This is a genomic window from Aeromonas sp. SER (genome assembly GCF_038739615.1).
GTDB classification, from domain to species: Bacteria; Pseudomonadota; Gammaproteobacteria; order Enterobacterales; family Aeromonadaceae; genus Aeromonas; species Aeromonas jandaei.
The window spans coordinates 27,115-48,861 of the sequence record NZ_JBCGFC010000004.1; the positions used below are offsets into that span (position 1 = coordinate 27,115).

Consider the following 21,747-nt stretch of genomic DNA (forward strand, 5'->3'; position numbering starts at 1 on the left):
GTCAACATATGTATCTACTAAGGACCTGAATTCTGCAGCGGATTGTCTTGGGGAGTGGAGCATGAGCATAAGGGAGGGTCTGCTGGACTGATCACCAACAGGCCCACCCTGTTGCTCTAAGAGGGGAGGGGCTGTGTGTAAATTTGCGGATGACCACTACTTAGGCGTAATGATGCGGGATCCGGCGCTCAATCAATCGCGCTAAGCAAATGCTGGTGGATGTGTGACGGGCGGCTTGATAAGCCGCCCCGCGCTACCGCTTATTTTCATCCTCGGTGACCGGGTGCTCTTCAAAGTCATCGGGCAGCTTGGACAACCGTTCCGTCCAATTGCTGTTTTCCTCTGACTTAGCCCATTCCAGGCTCTGAGTTTGCGTCGATAAACTCGGCGGTGATTTCGTCTGCTTCATAACCGCCGCCTTTCGCGTAGTCGATAGCCTCCACAAGTTTGTCTGAAATGTCGTCGTGTCCGAACTCTGCTTTGAACGCCTCAACCCAAACCAACTGGGCCGCCGCCGCTTTCGCGCTGGCTTTCGCAGCAGCTTGGGCCAGCCTAACCAATTTCTTGCTTGCCATCTGTCGTGTACTCCTCTAACCAGCAGTCGAGTGAACTAAGAAGTGAGCTGGGAAATGGATCACCCCAAGCTCAGCTTTGCACAATGCCGTTTTCCTCTTGTCACACGTCCACTGGCTTGTTTTTGACATCGTCATAATGCAACACCTCCATATGGGCCCGCCATTCGATAGCAAGCCTACGCGCCTGCGCTTCTGTCCCATAGGTGGAAATGGAAAATGACTTGAATCTGGTAGTGCGGGAACCAACAGGGCCCTCGCGCCAGACGACCCCAAAAGCCTGATGGCTCTCGCAGAACGACACACCACTGGGCAGCCCGATTGATAGCTTGCTTTTATTGGCTCGCCTCGTTTTCCGCCCCCGCTCATTTTGAAGCGTCACGGTCAGGCCGAATGAGGCAGCGATAGCATCCCGAGCCGCCATCGCCGCTCTTGCATGACGGATCGGATAGTTTCTTTGTCTATCGCCTGGCACCCGTACCATGAGGGTTGTACCAGTCAAACTGATGTATTTACCGAACGGACTCACTACTTTTCCCTCTAATCTGATCACCCATTTCCATCCCACATCGATAGGGCTTTTGGGCTGGTGGATTGAAATTCAATGAGTCGATTCAAAACCAGAAGGCATCGTTAATCCTGCAAAACCTGTTTTTCGAACGCGGTCGGCACCGGGTACAAAATGGCGTGGTTCATTACGCCAACATCACGCCAGTTCCTGCACCATGGGGCGCGATTTTTCCAGCTGCTTCGACGCAGAACCAGTGTAATCCGCTGTAACAACGGTGTTGTGGCACTCGGCTTCCGCTCAACCCGCCAGCCACAAGCTTCAAGCCGGGAGCAAAGACTATCCAATCCAAATGGCGTCTTAACCACAATGGGCCTCCCAAACATGCCTGCTTCCTCGATCGTATCAAAGGCGCTCTCAAACCATTGTTTCTTGATGCCATGAGTCATTACGCCGTTTGGGACATCTTTGGCCAAGCCATGTTCAAGGTGCGGGTACAAGCGACCTTTCACGTCCAGGCACCATTGCAATCTCGGTGAGTTAAGCGGGAGGGACACCAGGGCCCCTTTGTGTATTAAGCATCGGATTCTCATATAGATGGAAAGCAGCAGTACGCTGATCACAAGGGTGGACTCCCAGCTCACGCCATACACCAGTGCATTCCTAGTAAGCACCGGCAATATAAGCAACAAGGCTGATGGCAGTTGGTACTCTGGGCTCTTCAGTGCGATCTGCCACTTGGGCGCCGTTAAGTTACTGACAAATGCCTTCATGACAAATGCCTTCATGATGATACCTATGTAGTGGGTGCTTGAAATCGAATGGAACGAAAACGCACCATAAGGGCCCCTCAATAGCTCAATGTCTGCGGCTGAACCCTTCACCTGCGCGTTCAGCCCAAGCTACGTTGTGAGGGGGTGTTATTTTGATACCCCGCTATTTTTAAGGCACCTCTTTAGTAAAAGACGCTCTCGCGGCTACGGGCACCAGTTATCTCGCCTGCTTTTCCCAGATAAAGATACGGTTGGCATCTTGCACGGCGGCGCGGGTAACCAACCCTGGTAAGGTGATCTCCTGATGGGGGAGGGCAAGCAGATGCTTGTGTTCGTGAGTAACCAGGTTACCGGCCATGATGTAACGACTGCGCTTGAGGATCTTGTGCTCCTCGATCCCCATGACGCTGCCGCCACTCTCGCCCACACGGACCCGGTGGGTCACAAACAAGCCGTAGGTCACATCCGGACGATGCTTCACTACTGCAGAGATCGCGTCCTGGCGAAGTACATGCTCGCCATAGCGCACTGGGGCATTCCCCGTAGTGGTTAAGCTATCCATCAACTGTCGCCACAATCCCTGAAACTTTGGCTCTGGCCGGAAGTCTGGCGATTGTTGGTAGTTGTCGGTTGCGATGGCTCCAAGCTCTTTGGCCACAACACCGTTACCGGCGCCAATCTCGAGAGCCTTACCAGTGCCGATCTCTTTGCGCAGGAAGTCGACGAGCTCGCAGGTGGGAAACACGAACAGACCGTTAAGACCGCCAAACACACGAAGCTGATCATGGGGGTACTTCAGATAGACCTCTGCAGGCACAACCTTCGGCATCCCATCTTCATCGAGCACCTCTCGTTCCAGCTCAGCAAGCAGATGTTTATCCCCATCGATCAACCTGGTTGTCTTCTGGCTGAGGATGTTTGTCATTACGTCATTCATTGAGCGCATAGCTCCTTTTGTCGGCTAAACAGACCATGATGGCTGGTGGGCCAGATTGAGATCTTTTGGCTGCCCATCACCAGGTATCAAAATGGTGAGTTGGCGTAGTAGTGCATTGTCCCCACTGTCCTTGCCAACCGGTTGTGAACCAGCATTCTTATCAGCGGTACGCATGCCTATCTATTGCTTCACGTCGAACTTGAAACGGTCCATCGGTCGTTGTTCCTTCACAAATGCAAGACCACGAACCCGCGAGACTTCGTATTTGAGCTCTGCGGCTTTCTGGTAGCACTCATCCAGTCCCCGCTGCCATTCTTCCGGGGTTGGGTCATATGTCTGGTTGGCATTGGATAGTTCGACATAGTGGAGGGTCTTCCCAGTCCCCAAGTCGCCGCTAATGAGCCAAGCCATTTTGAATGTGCCGTCCAGGTTGATACACGCCTTACGCATGGCAACACTCCTTTTTGGCATCATTCCAGCACTGGAGGAACATCACCCACCAGGCAGCCTTTCCTGCGAAGTAATCGTCGGCGTGCCCATCTTCGGCAACTCGCTTGATGAAGAAATACAGGCGTGGTGCTGCCAGGCTTTGCATCGCTGCAATGAAGGCATCGACCTTCGCGCCGTGGATCTCCTCTTTCATGCGGGTGACGGCTTGTTCTGCGCTTAACTTGAGCGACGCCAAATCAAAAGAAACCCCGTTTAGCAAAGACAGAGCTTCGCTCTGCAATTCCGGATACCCGAGCTCACGCGTCGGGTGATCATCTTCGAACTCATCATGAGAGAGCATGTCACCATAAAGGAACCGGCACACGGAGTTAACGCCATCGCTCCACCCCCCAATAAAAGCCTCTCGACCGGCTGGGAAACACTCCTCGACAATATCTAACAAGGCATTGGTTTGCGACATAGTGAAGTCACACAGCGCCAAGGCTTTTTCGTATTCGTTTCTGAACATGGTATTTCCTCAACCTACAAAGCCATCCGTTGCCGAGCTGGCGCGATAGCGCCTACCGGTTGGATGGGGTGTATGGGGTGGCTGGTGGCCAGAGCATTGATCTGTTTCTCCAGCAGCATGGACTGCAGCTGCTGGTACAACCCTGCCAAACCTTGCGCCAGCATGGCATCACACAGCACTTTGCGGCCACGCCCGCGCCCCCAAGAAGTGGTTTCACTGATACTGCCGTCGTCAACAGCCTCTTTCCAGTAGGTGTGTGGCTTGGTGACCAGCATGTTTTGAGCGGTAGCACGTACATTCAAGCTATTATCCCACACCGCCAATGTCAGCAGAACAAGGGGGCTCAATGCTGGGTTTTGTGCGAGGCTCTGCCGGATTTCCCATTCATCCTTCAACATCGCCTTGAGTACGCCCTGTGGGGTGGAGGGGCTGTTGGCCACCCGATCTCTAACCGCTTTCTCCGGGTCGCCCGCCAATCGCGCCAAACTATCAGCATCAAGCTTGGCATTGCCTGCAACTACGTGGCGAACCGTGTGGCTATGATGATGGGAGAGCTGTTCCAGCAACCGGGGGGATGCCACATCACTCGCCCCCACACCAGAACTGACCGAATTGTTCTCATCAGCAGCCAACTTTGACAACACGGTCTCTGTCGCACTGGGATTTGTCGCCACTGCACGCCTGATCTGCCAAATAGGCTCACTGGCCAATTCAGCCAACAATGCCAATGGCGCATTTGGATGCCCAGCAACGACTCGACGGATGGCAATCTCCGGGTCTCCCCCAAGAACCACCAGCGCCCCTGCCGGTGCCTGTCGGTGGTTTGCGACCGCCAAGCGAACATCCTCTGAAGGATCTCGGCTCAACATCTGCAGCGTCTCTGGTGAAGTAGACCTGTGCATCGCAACCAACTTGCGGAATTCCTTGTTTGGCTCGTACACCCCCAGTGCAAGCGTATGTGCCGGTGCGGACGGATTGCGAAGGACCCCCTCTCTGATTGCTTCCACATCATCAAAAAACAGTTTTTCCAATGTCTCAGGGAGCGTCTTTGGATTTTTGGCTAATGCCCACCGTGTTTGCTCATCAACGCCTTTCATCAGGGGATCCATATCTCACTCCTATTCCAGAATCACTACACCCAGCGCTACGCCCACATAAACTCGCTCTTATTCATGTCCGGGAGTGGGTAATGCATGGATGAAGGCCTGGACGATCTCCGTAATAGTGCATCCCTCATGACGCGCATCATGCAGCGCATGATGGGGAACACCAATAAATGGCACCTGGTACTTCGGGTCAACGCCAAGCAATAGACGCCCCATCCAGACGACTGTTCGCATTGATTCATTCCGGCGAAAATGCCACAGGTCACCCAGACCAAGCTGCTGACTAGCATGCGTCAAAATGGTGTTGTCGAATTCAGGCCCATTCCCCATTACCTCAACACACATGCCGGTACTGCGCTCAATGTCTTCAATAAATGACTTCAGTCCAATTAATGCATCCACCAGCTGGATGCGCTCATCGGAATAACCAAACACCTCCTCCCATGCCTCCGGATTGCTTTCTCTCTGCCCATGCCAAAAAGACAGAGTCTCCTCATCCGTTACTCGGCCAGGCTGCTCTAAATTAACCCGAACATAGAATTCCCCGAGGACCTCTTTAGTCACGACGTTCCGGGCTACTAGCGCAATGGTCGCGATAACAGCATCAACAGTCTTTGCGAGCGTCTCAATATCTAACGGCGCCACACATGGCGTGACCGTCGGGTGGCGGGGGTAATGGCTCACTTGATTACCTGACTGCATGCTAAATCTCCAAAAAACCAGCTTATAAAATGAATTTATTCACGCTATTTATTGTATATGTTGACAGAAATAAAGCAATGGACAACACTGTTTTTATGTTGCCAAAATGACAAAATAACCGAGCAATGGAGACCCAGCATGACTACAAAACCAAAGGCAAAATACATGCAAAATGGCCGCACCCCTCAAGCAAACGCCAGTTATGTGAAAGAAATTGTCCGCCGCACAAGAGCCCAATTACTGCGCGGCGACAGCATCGCTCAAGTCAGCTTCTACTTGGTTGGCGCCATCCTTCAAGGTGGACAGAAGAACAAAATTCTTGAAGAGCTTGCAAAAACCTCTTCACAGCTGGTGGCCGAGACAAAAAAGGCCCTCGCAGAGCATGACCGCCTAAAAGCGCTGCGCCAAATCAAGAAAATATAATCACATTATTATTCCTTGTGTTGACATGATGATGCCGATTAACTATGATCTAAATGTCAGCGGCCAACGGCCATCACCTCAGTCAGGACATGCAGCATGAGACAACTTAAAAACAATCAGATCATTATCGGCGGCACCTTTGCGATACCCAAGCTGAAGGCTGTAAAGCTTTGGACCTCTATTCTCGCTGTATGCGCTGTTATTGCAGTCATCGTGCTTTCCGCAATAAACACCTTACTCCTTGCCATTGGAGTGATTGAGCAGCCGCTGTTCGGCCCTGAAATCATCCTCAGTAGCATCCTTGCCTTTTTCCTCGTTCTGTCAGTCAGCATCATTGTGATTCTGGTCAGAGCGACCACTATCAATAACAAGAGCAAAAAACATGCACACAACAAATAACGCAACGCTTAACGCCGTGGCCATTGCCAGCTCCATGGGTATCGACAACTCGCTGCTGGAAGCTTGGGGTAATGGCTGCGTCGAGCTGTATGGCTTCATTGGGGAGTGCGCCACCCTTGTGACTCAAGAAGAGGAGTATTTGACTGACGCCCTGAATGCCACCCAAGAGGGCTGGCCGGGAGTGTTCGCCTATGAAGTCAGCGAGGCGGTCGCAACAAAAATCCGTGCCGCGATTAGCGCAGGGGACGCCCCATCAGATGCGCTGGTGGTTGAATGGACTCGCGAGCAAATAGAAGAGTTCTGCCGTAACGAGACAAACGGCGTCGATGTGTGGGAAGCCTACAAGTACCGCTCAGTGACCTTGGCAAATAGTGCGGGAAGTCAGCCCAGTTAAGTGAGTCAACTAGGTGGCCTCTCAGGGGGCTATCTGGAGGAAGCACCAGTGCGTGTGACTGGAAGGGGAGGGGGATGTTACATCCCCTAGACTACAGGTGACACCTTGTCTTTGCCTGTCGACGTAGATTAACTCTCGATGCTTGCCCACTGGTAAGCTCAGCGTACTGGATCCTTTGGTATAGGTCAGTTTCATTAACAGCAAGCAAGCCATCCCCCAATGAGCAAGGCACAGTCAACATCTTCATGGATAGGCTCAGCTCACAAGCAGCAATAGCCTCCCCAATCACCCCATCTGTCAGCACCTCAAGCCTCTTGTTCACAGCAAAGAGGAGCTCTGATGAATACTCATCTGCACACTCTTCATGAAGCACCTTTAGCTCCAGCAAGAACGCAATCGGTGTACGCATGCAATTCACGGCATCCAGGTGCGTCAGACCACCAGATTGGTGCATGCATTCTTCAATGCATCGTATTGGAACATTCGGGTTTTCTAGCATCCGGCTTTTCAGAGATAGACTCTTTAAATCCCAGATCGCATTAAGGCGCTCTGCCTGGCACGCTGGATTCGCCAACAGGTTATGTTGTACACCAACATCCGGGTAGCAAAGCAACTTTCCAACTAACTCATCGCTGCAGTTGCTGTTACCTGCAACCGCTCTAACTACCTCCGAGCAGTCGTTCGATAACCAGGCAAGAAGATCGGCTGGAGTTGCAGGGTTCTCAGCTATGCCTTTTCTGACATCCTTGCTTCGGCTAGAGGCAAGTTTGCTCAAAACCCCTATCGAGAGATTAGGATTGCGCAACGCCTCATGTATAACATCGCGGCAATCGTCTTCCAGTAACGCTGACACGCCCTCTGAAGGAAGCGCTAGGTGCATGGCAACCCTTTCCCTCACCTTGTCGGCAGGATCGCGCACATGGGCCATCAGGAGCTCAGGCGACGCACTTCGATGGCTTAGCGCTATAGCGCGGACTCCCGCATCAGGATCCGCAGCAAGAGCCTCCATCACACCAGGTGTTACATCAACGCTGGCCGCAACAGCCTTTCTAACATCCAGACATGGATCCTTGGTTAGCTTCAGCAACCATTCACTCGGCAGCCTGTTATAGGAAACAAGACTGCTTCGTACCAGCTGATTGCTGTCCAATAGCAACGCATCCTTCAGGCAAGTGGCCACATGTTGATTTTTTGCAAGATTGCACCTCACCGAGTGGTGATGATGCCGAATAAGAACAGAGACTTCGTGAGAGGTCAGTCCCGGCTGCAAGGCCGCATTGGCATCATTTAGATAGCTGAAGTCGACATCCATACTTACCCCGAAGGTTGAGATTGGCGGTGCGATTGAGGTCTCCATTCTACACCCATCCAGCCATGGGCCGTTCATTTACTCGATTAATCGGTGTGTGATATAAACCAAAGTGAAGCTCCGCTTCTACCCCTAGTACGACTGTACATAAGGCTTGTGGTTGAGCCACAAAAGACGACACCCTTAGTGTCGTCTTTTTTTATGCCCCAGAAAGCCGCGTCCAGATCCAGTCCTAAAACTGATGCTGAGTTGGTCACAATTGGAGTAGGCAGCCTTGGGGCTGGTGGAAGGAAACTCCTATGCCATCAGACAATAGGTTGATTGAAACCTAACCTGATGACGATGCATTCGATGACACCTAATATGGCAAAAAAGCTATGCCATCTCACACATTTATAACAAATGAAATTCTTCCGGAGCATTGTGCCAACTAAAAGTCTGCAGAACGCTTAAGCGCAATCGCGACATATACGTCAGGTGCATACCACACATATCAAATATTGAGATCGTTAAGCGTAATAAGCATGTCCATGGGGGGAGGGTGGGGAATACCGCTGATTCAGAAGCCTTTCCAAAGCACAGCTCAACGAAATCAATTGGAATTCACCTTAAGTGTGTTCAGAATATCGCCCCAATAACAAGCATTAAAAACCACCTTGACGCCAAAACAGTGTTTTCTCCCCTTCTTGGATTTAAATAAGATTTGGCGAAAAACATTGCATTGTCGGCTAATCAGCCTTTTTATCACACAAGCAAACGCAAAGAACCGCCTTTCCGCAATATGCTCGCCACCACCCCATCGCACAGATGGGTTCGAAATAGGCCTATTGGTGACACCTTGGGAATTGGTCGATCATGTTCGCACTCAATATGCTATTCCAGCAATATGCATACGCACTTCGGAAAGGCGCCATCCTTGAATGGTTACAGAGGATTGCTTGCATCATATGCTAGATGGAATACCCGCTGCGCATTCAATGCGTTTATTCATGCATCACAGAAATGCACCGTTCTCAGCATCGAACAATTCTGGTGCAAGCTTGATTTAGAGCCCCAACAAAATGGCTTCACAGAAATTAACTCGGAAATTATGCGACAGCCAGAGCGCCACCAGTCTGAAAGGCGGCTATATCAGCGAGATTGCTTTCAAATAGTTTTCAAACAGTGATGAAAACAAAGCTTAGACCGAATAATTTCTGTTGTTATGACTCATATCCTCAACGCTACCAAATATATCGACTTAATACTGCTGGATTTCGCTCTTGAAAGACGGAAACGCACCATTCTCAGCATCAATGTTTTATCATCAACTGTGATTAATCAATCTGGATGCAGCCATAATCCGCATTTGAATCAATATGTTCTTGCTGGCGTATCATCTTGCTTAATATACCATCCGGAATTTACACAAATGACACCTTGCCACCTCGACGCATAACCAACTTTGATTGCTGAAATTGCCATTATTGCTTGGCCACAAACAAAATAGCTGTCCTACAGTGCATTTCACTCGCTCCCTTCACTTATCATTCTGATGAAGCCGTATTTGAGGTTGTCGAAGTTTCATGGCGGTCAATCGAGCGGGAAATGCACCTCCGACAGCATCTAAGTCCGCTATGTTGGTGTGTTGTCGATCATCATCGGATCCAAACTCGGAAAGGCGCCCTTCTGGAGCGTTTTGTGGCGGGCATTTTACGCCAATGAACACTGTTTGTTGTGTCGTTTTGGGGTGGCTGAAATGGGCCTTGGTGTATATTAATGTTGCAACATAAGCGATCCACTAATCCACCATAGAGAACCACACACAGAAACTGTTTAGAAGTGATCCTAAAAACCACCAGAGATCCATCCCGAGGTGCGTCAAATCTGGCTATAAATGACCCCTTGCCGACAGCATCTCCGATGCTCAAGTGGGGTAGGCAACCAGGTCGAAAGAAAGACTTGGCTGTCATTGCGATCCGGACACTTTCCGGCTCACTTAACCGCTGAGACAAAGGCGGCATTCATAGACTTTGGCCCTGAACTGCATTTTCTGAGAAAGGCTCCCAAAAGTGCCAATCCCGCCACCATACACTGGTTTTGACGCATCCCGGCATTCGAGCTTACCCATAGGCGTTGTTATAACGCCCCGACAGTCATTGTTCTCACCAATTGGCGTTAAAATAACGCCAAGCTAGCAATTGCAAAGCCATTTAGGCGTACTTTTAACGCCTATAAGGCATTTACACAGACAGTAAGGCGTAGGTTTAACGCCCAAGCGGCATTTTAGTCGACACCTAGGCGTTGCTTTAACGCCTTTGAGGTGTGCGAGCTGATTTCTAGGCGTTCTTTTAACGCCCACAGGCTTTCAGCGACCATTTCTAGTATCTGGCCATAAAAATCTGCCACACCGCTGTTGGGCGCTTTGTTATGTATGGCCTCGAGATAAGTGAGGAACCAGGTTCGGAGTTGCCATTCCGATCGAGCGCCCTGGCGTTATTTTTACGCCTTCGCAGTATGGATAACGAGTGGATACTATGAGGGAAGCCTCCGCAGCCATCATTAAGCCGAGGTCCACTCCGTGAATTGAGATAATGGCCACCCAAGCCTGGCGTTGTTTTAACGCCTTATCATCAGTAGCTAAAGGGAGATTTATTGTTATACGAAATGACGCTCTAGTAACTCGAGCGAGTGGGAGAAGGGCGGGGTAATTAAAAAGGGCCACTTAAGGCCCTTGTGAAATCAAATGATCTTTTGACTCGATCTTGGCGATGTAGATAAAGATGGCAAAATTATTTTGGGGTCTTTTTTATTTTCCGAATTAGCTGGGCCAGCTACATGTTTTGCTTCATCAGCCTGAATGAATCCTTGGGATTGTGCTTGCTCAAGTGTGATCACATTTACTTTAACCCCGGCGTCTTCGATAAACTTGCTAACTGAAGATATGAACTCATCATCCCCCCAGATAGTCGGCTTAATTGCACCGCTCTTAGCTGCAGATATGATAAGTTTTGCAATCTCTTCATACTCCGATGGTACGGCATCAAAGTTAGCTACATTTTTTTTGATTTCAATGCTATTGCCGGTACTAAGGGGGATGTCTACAGTGCCTGAGGACATCCATTTCACTGCATGAGCAACAGTTACTTTAAATCCCATATGCTCTAAATCAGAAAACCATTTATACGCCGCTTTTTTTGTCGCTGCATCAGCAAGAAGCCAATTTGTCCCATTAATAAAATCATCCTCATTAACATCAAAGAATGACTTATGTAATGCTTTTGGTATATCAGCATTGTTTGTTATATCAATATTCACACCACCAAGAGAAAATCCACCGCGAACACGACAACCTTGTTCATCATCCGGTGTTTTTTTTAATCCTGGCACCACATCATCTTCTTTTTGTTTCGCCTCAGCCTCTTGTGGCCGAGCAACACTAAGCGGAATGCATTTTGGTATTACTCGGCGTTTTTTAGCATCCTGACTGACCGTTCCCTGTGCAGGAGTTAAGTCTTGAGGCTTGCTTTCCGCTTCCTTAGAACCAAGGAAGCTATCCAACTCATTCATCATATTGTTTTGCATATCTAACCCTCCAGCATGAGTTTATATTATATCATATAAACTCATTCGGCATATGGATTGCCACTACCCATCAACTATAAAGGCAATGAAAAGATGTTTAATCCCCCGTATCGGGGAAGCCTCAATACAGATCTAAAAATGCAAGACCGGCACTCATGGGTTCAGCAGATGCAGATATAGGGTCAATGCAAGCTAAACTTGGTTGACACTTACGGTTGGCCCGTCAAAGTCGGTGACGATATTGCCGTCACTTCGAGGTGGCTGGTAGGGCTTGCCCGGTGCTGTGGCGGGCCCAGCTGGGCAAAGTTTGCAAAACCAGTCAGATAAGTTTGTCAAAGCGAGTGACGATATTGCCGTCACTTCGAGGTGATTGGTAGGGCTTGCCCGGTGCTGTGGCGGACCCTGCTGGGCAAAGTTTGCAAAAACAGTCAGATAAGTTTGTCAAAGCGAGTGACGATATTGCCGTCACTTCGAGGTGATTGGTAGGGCTTGCCCGGTGCTGTGGCGGACCCTGCTGGGCAAAGTTTGCAAAAACAGTCAGGTAAGTTTGTTAAACCAAATGACGATATCAACGTCACTCTGGAAGCGGGTTTGTTTGCATTTTCGGATGAAACAACGATGAAATGAGTTGGCCAGACGGGCCAACTCATTGAAGAGTTAGATTCTTAGACATTCCATGATGTCTTCAAAATCGTCACTAAATTCCCCATCTGTTACGGTCACATCAGACGGAGGGACAACACTCGCACTAGGGAGTTGTGGAGTGGTGACTTGCGGTTTCTCGTCTTTGACTAAAAGACTGTCATCGCTCAGTGGCTTGGGAAGTTCATTGCTCGCTGCCTTACCTGACTCAACTACCTGCATCAATGTTTTATCATCTTGCTTCAACTCAGAAAGCCCAGGTGTCTGCATCATGGCCAAGTCATGACATACAACTTCAGGCTGGATGGTCGGGGTAAGTTGGATATCCGAGGCATGTTGGATCAGTGGGGCAGGGGAGGCAGGGGAGGCAGGGGAGGCAGGGGAGGCAGGGGAGGCAGGTTGATTACGACCGGCAAGATCCAATGCAATAGGTGTACTCATGTAGTCAATAAAAGTTCTATTGGCTTGTAACACCGCTGAACTGTCAATGGAATGAATAGCCTGGTCAAATGCCAATCCTAGCTTAATCTGCAGGAGGATCGCTGCCACGCATAGCTCACTCGAAGTGATGGCAGCGGTTTTTTTATATGCCGCGATCACGCTCTTGAACTTACTCGCCAGGTCACCAGTGAGATCCAGTCTCTGCTCAGCAAGTCTTTCTGCAGGGATGTTCTGTATGAAATTTCTTGCTGCAGAGCATGCCGCGAGCACCTCTTGCCTTGCTACCGGATAGATCGCAAATAATTGGGTCAGAGCCACTCTTAGGTCAGGAGTCGCAGTGCCAGATGGGAAAGTGTTGGATTCACTCATGAGCCCGATTTTCACGATACGTAAGCAGTATCTGCTTGGTTTCATAATTCACCTCTATACGAAAACGGCCCGAAGGCCGTTAAATTGTTTACATCAAGAGGATCTGGCCGAACCTTGTGAAGACTGCCGCTGCTCAGCTAAGTGGAGCATTTTTGCACGCTTCCACATAGCTCGAGCATTCGCAAACACCGGCTCATCGTGGAGCCTTTGAAGATCTTCGTCAAAAAGCTGCAGTTGACTGTAATGTTCCTTGGCTGTGCCGCCCAAAAGTACCACGCGTTCAACTTCGCTGCCCTTATATCCAATTAGGCCTTTGATGCTGTGACGAAGGTTTGAGAAGAACTCGTTCTTGATTGCTTCAATGTCAGACTCAAGATCGATGCGCGAACCGTGAGCAGTTCGTGCCGCATTGGTCTTGAGTGCCTGCTCAATCTGAGCGTGAGTGACACGATTACGTGGAATGCCTGTCCGGCTGCTGATCATTCGTCCAATGTAATCAAAGAGGTGGTTACCACCTATCTGCAAGGAGTCTGATGCCGCATCAATCTTGGAATCTCCGACAATCAAAACATCGGTAGTATTGCCACCGATATCAATGTAGATCCGAGACTCTTTAGAAATCGCTTTGTTGACGACGATATTCCCCTGTTCATTGACAACCATCCGGTCATCCATCCAGGCCGCAACCGTTTCAGCCATTACATCTACCTTTTTGATGTTGGCTACAGGGCTGGCAGATAGCTTAACCTCCCCCTCTGGAGTGGTATCTGCATAGTGGTAAACAGGTGTGTTTAGATTTTGAACCACTCTGGCAATGTTGTCTTCGCGCCAGCTAAAATCATGAGTGTGGTAATAGGCCATAATAGGCAGGCCGACACATAGATGAAGAGTTTTTTCTGGACCACCAAGGTTGGCCTCAAAAAGAGCCCTGTTCACAAGAATACGGTTGACTTCGTTATATTGGTAGTCAGCGTTAGTAGTCTCCAATGGCACAGCAGCATTCACATGGTAAAGGCCTAATTTTCCATCTCCCCCCTTCGTTGCCATTGTGGTTTTGTCATCATCATCCTTCTCCGAAGACCGGAGATTCGCAAGCCCAAAACCAACATGGCTAGGAATTTGACGAGTAACTACTCGCCCATTGATTTGGGTGTAAAGCTTGATTTGATTTGACCCATTGTCAATACCTACGTATGACAATCCGGCCTTTGGAAAACTCATATCCACCTCCAGCTAAAATGCTTTCAACGTAGCATATAAGCAAAATCAAAAAAAACCAACATGAATCCAATGCGATTGCAATCAAATGCCAAGGAAAAGCAATTGCCAACCACACTAAATGCAATGCCCTTTTAATCTACTATTAACTTTCTGCATGGCAGTTATGATGCACAGAATTTCCGCATAACTATGCGCGTCAGTTTTGTTCGCATGCTGTCACGTATAGTTACAATTTTTTTACCTGCAATGTTTAAACAGTGGACATATGAGAGTTAGAGTATCTATACTCTTACAAGGTATAATAAAAAGAAGTGCATAATCCAAATGGATATATGCAATACAAAGACCATAGGGTCTACTCATATCAAACTAGAAGAACACAGCCTAACACAGGCGATTTCTGAACCATCTTGCTCGTAGGCAATGGCTCTGAATTTGGAGAAGAACATGAAACCCAAAAACATCCCGCTAATCGGAACTGTTTTTACAAAGACCACAGACGAATCGACATGCGAAGTTTTCACCGTCGGAAATGTCTTGTTGCCCGCAGGAGTGTCAGCTCCAAAAGGTGGCATATCTTTTTATTACGGCGCTAAAACAACTAGCACCCAGTCACTGTCGTTGGCCTTCAGACATGCGAACGATATGGGGACGAACCTTGTCCAAATTAACTTTGAGGTGGTAGGTAACTGTGCGGATGGCATGCTGACCAAGGATGAGCTGCCAGAGGCAAAGTTCATGCACCTGGAAAGAATCGATCGGTACATTGCGGATCTGATTTGCCCATTATTTGTAGCGTTCATGAACAAGCATGGGCGATCGTTCACAAACGTGTCGTCTGTCAAAATGCTTTGCAGCGAAATCGCTCGGAACATCGACTTTGTCTCTGAGTTGCATAATGATGAAGCGTTCAACCACCTCGATGTGATCGTGTACCCAGTCATCGAGGATGATGGCAAGCGTAGTGTTCGTGGGATCCTTTTCCGGGATGAAAACTTAAACTACGACACTTTTTATAGCCCGATTTTCGAGAATGCAAAGTTTGAGCTTGACCGAACACTGTTCAAATCATCGAGTGGCGATCTCGTAGACAACCTCACGCTGAACAAGACTAATGAGAATCACTCTCGCTCACTGAGCATGTAAAAAGTTGAAGTCAAGAAGGGCTGCATTTGATGCAGCCTTTTTTTTATCTATCAAAGACCCGAGACTGATTGTCTTACAGTAGTTTATGAAAACCACGCTTAGTGCTAATATGGGTGCATATAAACATAGGCAATCGTGCGTAAAGACGCTTCGATTACATGAGCTGGCTTTATCATCCGAAAATTCTAGCCACCTCCACGTACTCGCTTGCTGGATCTTTCCCATTGAGTGAAATTGCCGAATAGCCATTGGGTCTTTTGAGGCAAACTTAAATGAGCAGAAATCGACTACCAAAATCATTTCTCAATGAATTGGAAAGCCGTATCGATATAATTGATCATGCATCCAGGCTTTTAGACGTTAAAAAAAAGGGCCGAGATTATTTTGCCAACTGCATTTTTCATGAGGAAAAATCAGATTCATTAAGCTTCTCACAGGAGAAGCAATTTTTCCATTGCTTTGGATGTGGTGAACATGGCGGTGTCATAACGCTACATATGAGAGCGACAGGCCTCGATTTCATGTCTACAGTGCATGCATTAGCTGAAGAATATCATATCGAAATGCCCACTCCAGAGAACATGACGGAGTCAGAAGATGCTATTGCCATTAAAAACATAAAGAAAGAGGCTAAGCTTTTATTTTCAAATATAAGTTTAGCCTGCTCACTGCACACTCCAAGTGAATATGAAAAAAAGATACTGAGTCAGATTGAAGAGAAATGGAGCGCCTTCACAAACGTCACACCTATTTGGTGGGGAGGAAGTGAGTATGCAGATAAGTTACTAACTAATACAACTAAAGAGCGGCTTCTCCAGGCAATCACTTACTGCGGTGTCAACCTATCAGAGTTAAAGAAGCCAACAGCATTGCTTACTTTTACAGGACACTCAGACAATGAAATTGTCGGCCTATTAACTCCTGGGGGGGAGGTTTGGTCTCAAAACCCTGACATTCCGCTAATAGGGATCAATAAAATCAGCAGGGGCAAGACAGATGCAATTGAAGTTTTTATAGCCGGGGATGCTTCTTTTCAACACATTCCAGAGTCTCGTCATATTTCATTTATGAATCGAGATAACCTAATGAAGATAAGGTCCCTATCAAAGGCAGCGTTACTTCGCTACAGTGAAAAAATAATTTTCCATATTCCGGAGCGTCTTAAACCAGAAACAAAGGAACTTTTGGGGACTTATAAGGATGGCGATCTACTTTATGTAACCCATGATTTTAATTCAGAGCCTCAAGGGCTCATAACATACCTCAGAAACCTGCTATCAAGCCGGTTGCTACTTGCCTTGCATGAGGCTCCAGAGCGGCAGGCTGATCTGGAAAGGTTGTTGAATGAAAACATGGTCGACCTGAAAATTAGACCAGACCAACATCGATTTGCGTCATTGATGCTTAAACAACAGGTCCTTGAGTTTGTTCGGCACGCAATCACAAAGAACCATCATATATTCAATAATCCATCACCTACACTTGAGCCTACAAAGTTAGACGCCTCCGAAAGCAATTACAATCCAGCCAGGCGAGCTAATTTAAAAATATAGCTTTTTCTATCGTGGCCTAGAGGTTGGCAGGTAGGCCACGTTATCATTCTTAACCTCTTCATTTCGGTCATGTTTAGCTAGCACGTCATTTATATATGAGATGCTCCTTGGAGATATAAATGACGGAGCTTCAATAGGGATTAACTCCACTTCCACTAGGCCTAATGCAAATGGCGACAATAGAAATTGATAATAATAGTGAAATCCAGATAAACCACAGTTAATCCGCGCACCTCTAAAGTATCCGTGCATAACACCTGTAGTCAACTTACTAGCGACCTCATCAAATGAGTCATGATTAATCCAATCATCATCTACTTTCTCAATTCGTATATCAGTCTTAAGTTTAAGGTGAACAAGGTATCCTTTGTTAACATCATTAAACGAAAGAGTTCTTCCACAATGGTCTGTATAGACGCGAAGAACAGCAACTGGGTCATATGTGTAACTGTATTTATTGACCAGAATTTTAACCACATCGCTCCCAGTTACGGTGACGAACTTATTCTCAAATCGTGGGCTATAATAAACAATGCCGCCTGACTTCAGGGTAGGGATAAACTCAAAACCATTGTCTTCAAGTAGCGTCTTTATTTCCAAGTTTGAGCAATGTCGACTATTGGACGTCGCAACAAACTCAAACCCACCAATCTTATCCTGAAACAGTTTCGAGATAACGTAATATTTATTTGTAAAAACTAAACGCGCAGCAACGACCGGTGAGTCCACGATAGCTAAGGACTTGAGTTTCATGGAGTGAACTAATTTCGAGTTACACCCGCTATACAAAACCGTCCCTGCCTTTAGTTCCAAACTCATAGCTGCGACTCATTGAAATCCCTGCAGCTACTATACTGGGTTGTTTTAAGATCTGCAGCTCCTATTTACTCGGGCTTAAAATGAGTCACAAGAATGGGACCTGGCCGCAAAGCCCCGCCACAGCTGACCTGCCGAAGCCAATTTAACATAAAATATCCGGTTGCGCAGTTGTGTATTTACAGTCTGATCGGCGAAGACGGCAGGGTAGGTGATGGCTATTGATTGCCCAGCACAACACATGGCCATCACCGGACCCGCAATTAACATATATTTAACTGAGTAGATCTAATTAAAATTAAACAAAGTGTGTTAATAACTCCCATCAACATGGTTTTCAGATTGTTTTTGCACGACAAAACTTGTACGCAAGGGTGGTTTTTGATCAATTAAGTTTGCACACCAATAAGCTGAGAGTGCGTCTGTGGAGGGACTTGATGGACGCTGGGCTAGGGGAGTGAGAGATAACGGACTACTAATTTATAATCCAAGTGCAAGTTGCATCACAAAAATGAACGATATGGCATTCTACAGAGGAGGACGGGGGCGAGGGCGTGGCATGATCAAAAAAGCCCAGGACAACGACTGGGCCACATACTATCAATAAAAATAAATCAGGATCACTGCTGTTAGTGCTGATAATGAATGCAGCAATATTGGAAGCAAAAGCCCTCCACTCAGAATCCTTGCCCAAGTGTAAACGCCTGACAGGGCTACGAACTCCACAAAAGTGCTGATGTTATTGTATTGCTTATGTATAAGCGAGAATAAAACTGCGACAAGACATGCCCCCAACCAAATTGTCCAACTGCGCGATGTTTTGAAGGCGTTCAGCATCATCCCTCTAAATAAGATCTCCTCACCGACTGGAGCCAACAAGAAGATGGTGATGAATACAACTGATAACTCTTTTGCTGGTCTATTTAGCAGATCTAAAACCCATTGTTCTGGGGGTTCAGAAAGCAACTTGCTGTAGATGAACCCAGCCAAATACACAAGAATCACTGCAACTGTCGGCCAGGCAGATGATCTTTGCATTACTCTACCCACTCCCAATGGAGCAACCCATCTATGATAGGGGGCTAAAACCACCAGCAAAAAGCCCAGCCCAGCCATATGCCCCAAGGCCAAATAGTAATTACCCAATCCATACTGAATAGACAGTGCGGTGGCATACTGCATTGAATGAAGCCATCCGAACCAAACCAAAAGCGCAATTGCAAACAAAATGAATCTGTAGCCGATCCTGTAGCATTCCTTGAACAATGTCACAATTAATTTCCCTCACATTTTAAATCGCACCCACAAGCGTATTGCGAGTCTAGTTATCATCAAGTAGGCTATTACTGCCGCCCGGTGATGGTAGGTTTTATGCATATCCACTTACAGGGGTACGCAATTCACTGGGCGGCACTTACTGTTACAGGGTGCCAAATTATACGTAAAAGCGCATGTTGTTTTTCAGAAACGACTATTTTTCATCAAGAAAATCGCCCCAAAGAATCATAGATGCCTATCCATTTGACCTTGAAAACACCTCGTGGTACTGTTTTTATATACAGCATATAATAATTTATTATGTTGACCAAATTTAATTGGCACAACAATACCAAGGGGTGTTTAAAATGATTTGCGTCATTGCACTGACAAACATTCACCATTTGTTTGTAAAATCACTATGAAACTGCCTGCCATTATTGGCCACTCACATAACCTCACCCACAGTGAAGTGATTGCCTATAGCCTAGACCCCAGGGTTGAATCATTGCTGTCAGGCATTGATTTCAGCATTATAACTCCATCTGACCAGGCCGAATTAATTCGCATGAGTAGGATGCGTGGGATCGACATTACAACATCACCGACACTTCAGGAGTCTATAAAACGGTTCATAGCAGATTTCAAAAATCGTGTTGGTGCTTTAGACTCACCTAAAGACCGCTCGAATACAGTGAGATCTTTGATGTCTAACTGGAATGTATTTGTCAAATGGTGTGAAAGCAATGGCATCTACAGTACGCTGCCAGCCTCCATTGAAACGGTAGAGAACTACCTGAACCATCGTTTCAATAGTGGTGTGAGCAAGCATAGCTTAGTTATGGATCAGTGGGCAATTAGACGATTTCATCGCGAAGGAGGCTGTCCTGACCCGACAGAAGAACAACGCATAAAGGGCCTGGTATCAAAATTAAAAAGGGATCTTGTCTTTGTTCATGATGACATAACTCAGCAAGCTACCGCCATGCGTAAATCTGCCATGAAGACACTTGTGCAAAAGTGGGGAGGGGAAAACGCAACACTTAAACAAATGCGTGATTTGGCAATGATGGTGCTCGCCTATAGCACTTTATTGCGAGGAAGTGAATTAGCCAGGGTGAAACTTGAACATTTCGAAATAAATAGTAAAAGAGGCGCTGTATTGACAATACCGGTCTCCAAGACAAATCATTCTGGCAATCCTGACTCTGTATTCATAATTGAACGACAGATGATTCATGTCTATCGATACTTGGCTGCTGATGGTCGTTCAATAACAGACAAGGGTTATTTATTTGGCTCAGTTTCATCCAATGGGAAAAAATCAATTCGACGAATAAAACCATTGACGGTTCAATCTATCCGACATGTATTCAATGAGGCGTGGGAATTGACAAATGACAATGATAGGCAAGGAAGACCATTTACTGCGCACTCAGCTAGGATCGGTGCAGCACAGGATTTGCGCATAACTGACGGAGTAAAAATCCAGGACATCATGCATGCTGGACGTTGGACCAATGAAGCAATGGTGTTGCGCTATACCAGAAACATAGATGCCGAAGAGTCTTCATCCGTCCTTTTGCAAGACGGGTTTTGACATTTCAATGTGAAAAATTAATGCCGCTGTGCGGCATTAATACTAAAAATGAAGCCTTTTTGCTCCTGTGTTGACTGGAACTGACTCACTATTTGATAGCGAAATGGATTGATTTCCGTCAATGCTTTTGGCCAATTCCACACTCTGCCAAATCTGAAAAACATTTACCATTCCTGCGTTAATGAGTGCATCTCCAAAACTACAAACATTCCCGTCATGGGCGATCTCTGAGCTCAAAAACAACTCACTACCTGATGCCAAATCCATCCAAAATTGGTCGGATTTCAATGAAATGTCACTACGTAATTCTTCCACTATTTTGGGATTTTCATTAAGTAATGCAACCTTAAGCTTCAATTCAAATGGAAAATTCTGATGCTTACATAGCGCTCGGAGCAACATGCCTTTTTTTGAAGACAAGTCGAAAAGCCACATTAAAGTGCGGCTTTCAGCTGACGGGTTGTTTGCTATAAATAGTTTAATTGAATTGAACTTGTCACCATCTAACCTGGCCAACTCATCTAAGCGCCAACTAGGCATACTTAGGTTACTAGCCGCTTTGCCAACAACCTTTGAATCAGGATCGTTAGAGAGGCTCATTAACAGCTCAATACTGCACACGGGATTGCATGCAACAGCCGCCCTGATCTCAGGATTACTGTGAGCGCCTAACTTACTTAAAATTTCATTAGGAGTTGCCTCATTCCGGCCTAGTCGTGACAAAACATTTTCATTTCCATCAAAAAACAGCGCTTCAATTACCTTAAGACTCAATTTAGGCTTTTGAGCCAGACTACATCTAGCTGCCAACGATGCACCCGATAGCAATCCCAAGATGACGTCATCCGGGGCGGAATGATGCCCAATGACCGCATTGCGCACTTCTGAAGCAGAGTCTCCAGCCAACTTGCGCAGTACCGCTTCATTACTTATAGGGTTAATTGCAACAGCACGCCGGACAGCACTATCTGGGTCATCGGTGAGCAAGAGGAGGGTTTCAACGCCAGTTGAACTCTTCATGGCTAACCCATACGTGTGGTTACTCATCACATAATTC

Annotated in this window: 21 protein-coding genes; 6 read left to right on the plus strand and 15 right to left on the minus strand. The window is 47.2% G+C overall.

Going from position 1 to position 21,747, the window contains the following annotated elements; genetic code table 11:
- Positions 1-347: 347 nt before the first annotated feature.
- The 8 genes from AAHA41_RS07390 to AAHA41_RS07425 form a co-directional block, all read right to left on the minus strand.
- Positions 348-575 carry a hypothetical protein gene (locus tag AAHA41_RS07390; RefSeq protein WP_136501927.1) on the minus strand — a complete coding sequence of 76 codons (228 nt, stop codon included), beginning with the start codon at positions 573-575 and terminating at the stop codon, positions 348-350.
- 100 nt (positions 576-675) lie between these two features.
- The gene (locus tag AAHA41_RS07395) at positions 676-1,101 is read right to left on the minus strand and encodes an AP2/ERF family transcription factor (RefSeq protein WP_136501928.1); all 426 of its coding nucleotides are present in this window, start codon (positions 1,099-1,101) and stop codon (positions 676-678) included.
- Between the two features lie 104 nt (positions 1,102-1,205).
- Positions 1,206-1,868, minus strand: coding sequence for a hypothetical protein (locus AAHA41_RS07400; RefSeq protein ID WP_323069862.1), 663 nt, complete (start codon positions 1,866-1,868; stop codon positions 1,206-1,208).
- Between the two features lie 202 nt (positions 1,869-2,070).
- Positions 2,071-2,790: a hypothetical protein gene (locus AAHA41_RS07405; protein ID WP_323069861.1), complete on the minus strand. Its 720-nt coding sequence runs from the start codon at positions 2,788-2,790 to the stop codon at positions 2,071-2,073.
- 180 nt (positions 2,791-2,970) lie between these two features.
- On the minus strand, positions 2,971-3,240 hold the full coding sequence (locus tag AAHA41_RS07410) for a hypothetical protein (RefSeq protein ID WP_136501931.1): 270 nt from the start codon (positions 3,238-3,240) through the stop codon (positions 2,971-2,973).
- Positions 3,233-3,748: a hypothetical protein gene (locus AAHA41_RS07415; protein WP_136501932.1), complete on the minus strand. Its 516-nt coding sequence runs from the start codon at positions 3,746-3,748 to the stop codon at positions 3,233-3,235. The genes AAHA41_RS07410 and AAHA41_RS07415 overlap by 8 nt, the downstream gene beginning before the upstream one ends.
- Before the next feature lie 14 nt (positions 3,749-3,762).
- Complete coding sequence (locus tag AAHA41_RS07420) at positions 3,763-4,857, minus strand: hypothetical protein (protein WP_323069860.1); 1,095 nt, start codon at positions 4,855-4,857, stop codon at positions 3,763-3,765.
- A 57-nt stretch (positions 4,858-4,914) separates the two neighbouring features.
- Entirely contained in the window at positions 4,915-5,556 is a 642-nt protein-coding gene (locus tag AAHA41_RS07425) for a 3'-5' exonuclease (RefSeq protein WP_323069859.1), read from the minus strand.
- Between the two features lie 138 nt (positions 5,557-5,694).
- Here AAHA41_RS07425 and AAHA41_RS07430 point away from each other — a divergent pair, with 138 nt between their 5' ends.
- The 3 genes from AAHA41_RS07430 (at position 5,695) to AAHA41_RS07440 (ending at position 6,772) form a co-directional block, all read left to right on the plus strand.
- Positions 5,695-5,979 carry a hypothetical protein gene (locus AAHA41_RS07430; RefSeq protein ID WP_323069858.1) on the plus strand — a complete coding sequence of 95 codons (285 nt, stop codon included), beginning with the start codon at positions 5,695-5,697 and terminating at the stop codon, positions 5,977-5,979.
- 96 nt (positions 5,980-6,075) lie between these two features.
- Entirely contained in the window at positions 6,076-6,378 is a 303-nt protein-coding gene (locus AAHA41_RS07435; RefSeq protein ID WP_136501936.1) for a hypothetical protein, read from the plus strand.
- Positions 6,362-6,772, plus strand: coding sequence for a hypothetical protein (locus AAHA41_RS07440; protein WP_323069857.1), 411 nt, complete (start codon positions 6,362-6,364; stop codon positions 6,770-6,772). Before AAHA41_RS07435 ends, AAHA41_RS07440 begins: the two co-directional genes overlap by 17 nt.
- 91 nt (positions 6,773-6,863) lie before the next feature.
- Here the strand turns inward: AAHA41_RS07440 and AAHA41_RS07445 are convergent, their stop codons facing one another.
- The 4 genes from AAHA41_RS07445 to AAHA41_RS07460 form a co-directional block, all read right to left on the minus strand.
- Positions 6,864-8,129, minus strand: coding sequence for a hypothetical protein (locus tag AAHA41_RS07445; protein ID WP_136501938.1), 1,266 nt, complete (start codon positions 8,127-8,129; stop codon positions 6,864-6,866).
- 2,673 nt (positions 8,130-10,802) lie between these two features.
- On the minus strand, positions 10,803-11,645 hold the full coding sequence (locus tag AAHA41_RS07450) for a hypothetical protein (protein ID WP_323069856.1): 843 nt from the start codon (positions 11,643-11,645) through the stop codon (positions 10,803-10,805).
- 657 nt (positions 11,646-12,302) lie between these two features.
- On the minus strand, positions 12,303-13,142 hold the full coding sequence (locus AAHA41_RS07455; RefSeq protein WP_342697321.1) for a hypothetical protein: 840 nt from the start codon (positions 13,140-13,142) through the stop codon (positions 12,303-12,305).
- 48 nt (positions 13,143-13,190) lie between these two features.
- A complete protein-coding gene (locus AAHA41_RS07460; protein WP_323071509.1) occupies positions 13,191-14,318 on the minus strand; it encodes a ParM/StbA family protein in 1,128 nt (375 codons plus the stop codon).
- Positions 14,319-14,765: 447 nt separating this feature from the next.
- Here AAHA41_RS07460 and AAHA41_RS07465 point away from each other — a divergent pair, with 447 nt between their 5' ends.
- Positions 14,766-15,464, plus strand: a complete 699-nt coding sequence (locus tag AAHA41_RS07465; RefSeq protein ID WP_323071508.1) for a hypothetical protein — start codon at positions 14,766-14,768, stop codon at positions 15,462-15,464.
- Between the two features lie 272 nt (positions 15,465-15,736).
- Positions 15,737-17,017 carry a CHC2 zinc finger domain-containing protein gene (locus AAHA41_RS07470; protein ID WP_136502019.1) on the plus strand — a complete coding sequence of 427 codons (1,281 nt, stop codon included), beginning with the start codon at positions 15,737-15,739 and terminating at the stop codon, positions 17,015-17,017.
- Positions 17,018-17,023: 6 nt separating this feature from the next.
- Here AAHA41_RS07470 and AAHA41_RS07475 read toward each other — a convergent pair whose 3' ends face one another.
- Complete coding sequence (locus AAHA41_RS07475) at positions 17,024-17,836, minus strand: hypothetical protein (protein ID WP_136502020.1); 813 nt, start codon at positions 17,834-17,836, stop codon at positions 17,024-17,026.
- A gap of 597 nt (positions 17,837-18,433) precedes the next feature.
- Positions 18,434-19,105 (minus strand): type II CAAX endopeptidase family protein, encoded by a 672-nt coding sequence (locus AAHA41_RS07480; protein WP_323071506.1) that lies wholly within the window; start codon positions 19,103-19,105, stop codon positions 18,434-18,436.
- Between the two features lie 406 nt (positions 19,106-19,511).
- On the opposite strand from AAHA41_RS07480, the gene AAHA41_RS07485 reads away from it, so the two are divergent.
- On the plus strand, positions 19,512-20,690 hold the full coding sequence (locus tag AAHA41_RS07485) for a tyrosine-type recombinase/integrase (RefSeq protein ID WP_323071446.1): 1,179 nt from the start codon (positions 19,512-19,514) through the stop codon (positions 20,688-20,690).
- A 42-nt stretch (positions 20,691-20,732) separates the two neighbouring features.
- Here AAHA41_RS07485 and AAHA41_RS07490 read toward each other — a convergent pair whose 3' ends face one another.
- Positions 20,733-21,737 carry a hypothetical protein gene (locus tag AAHA41_RS07490; RefSeq protein ID WP_323071444.1) on the minus strand — a complete coding sequence of 335 codons (1,005 nt, stop codon included), beginning with the start codon at positions 21,735-21,737 and terminating at the stop codon, positions 20,733-20,735.
- Between the last annotated feature and the right edge of the window lie 10 nt (positions 21,738-21,747).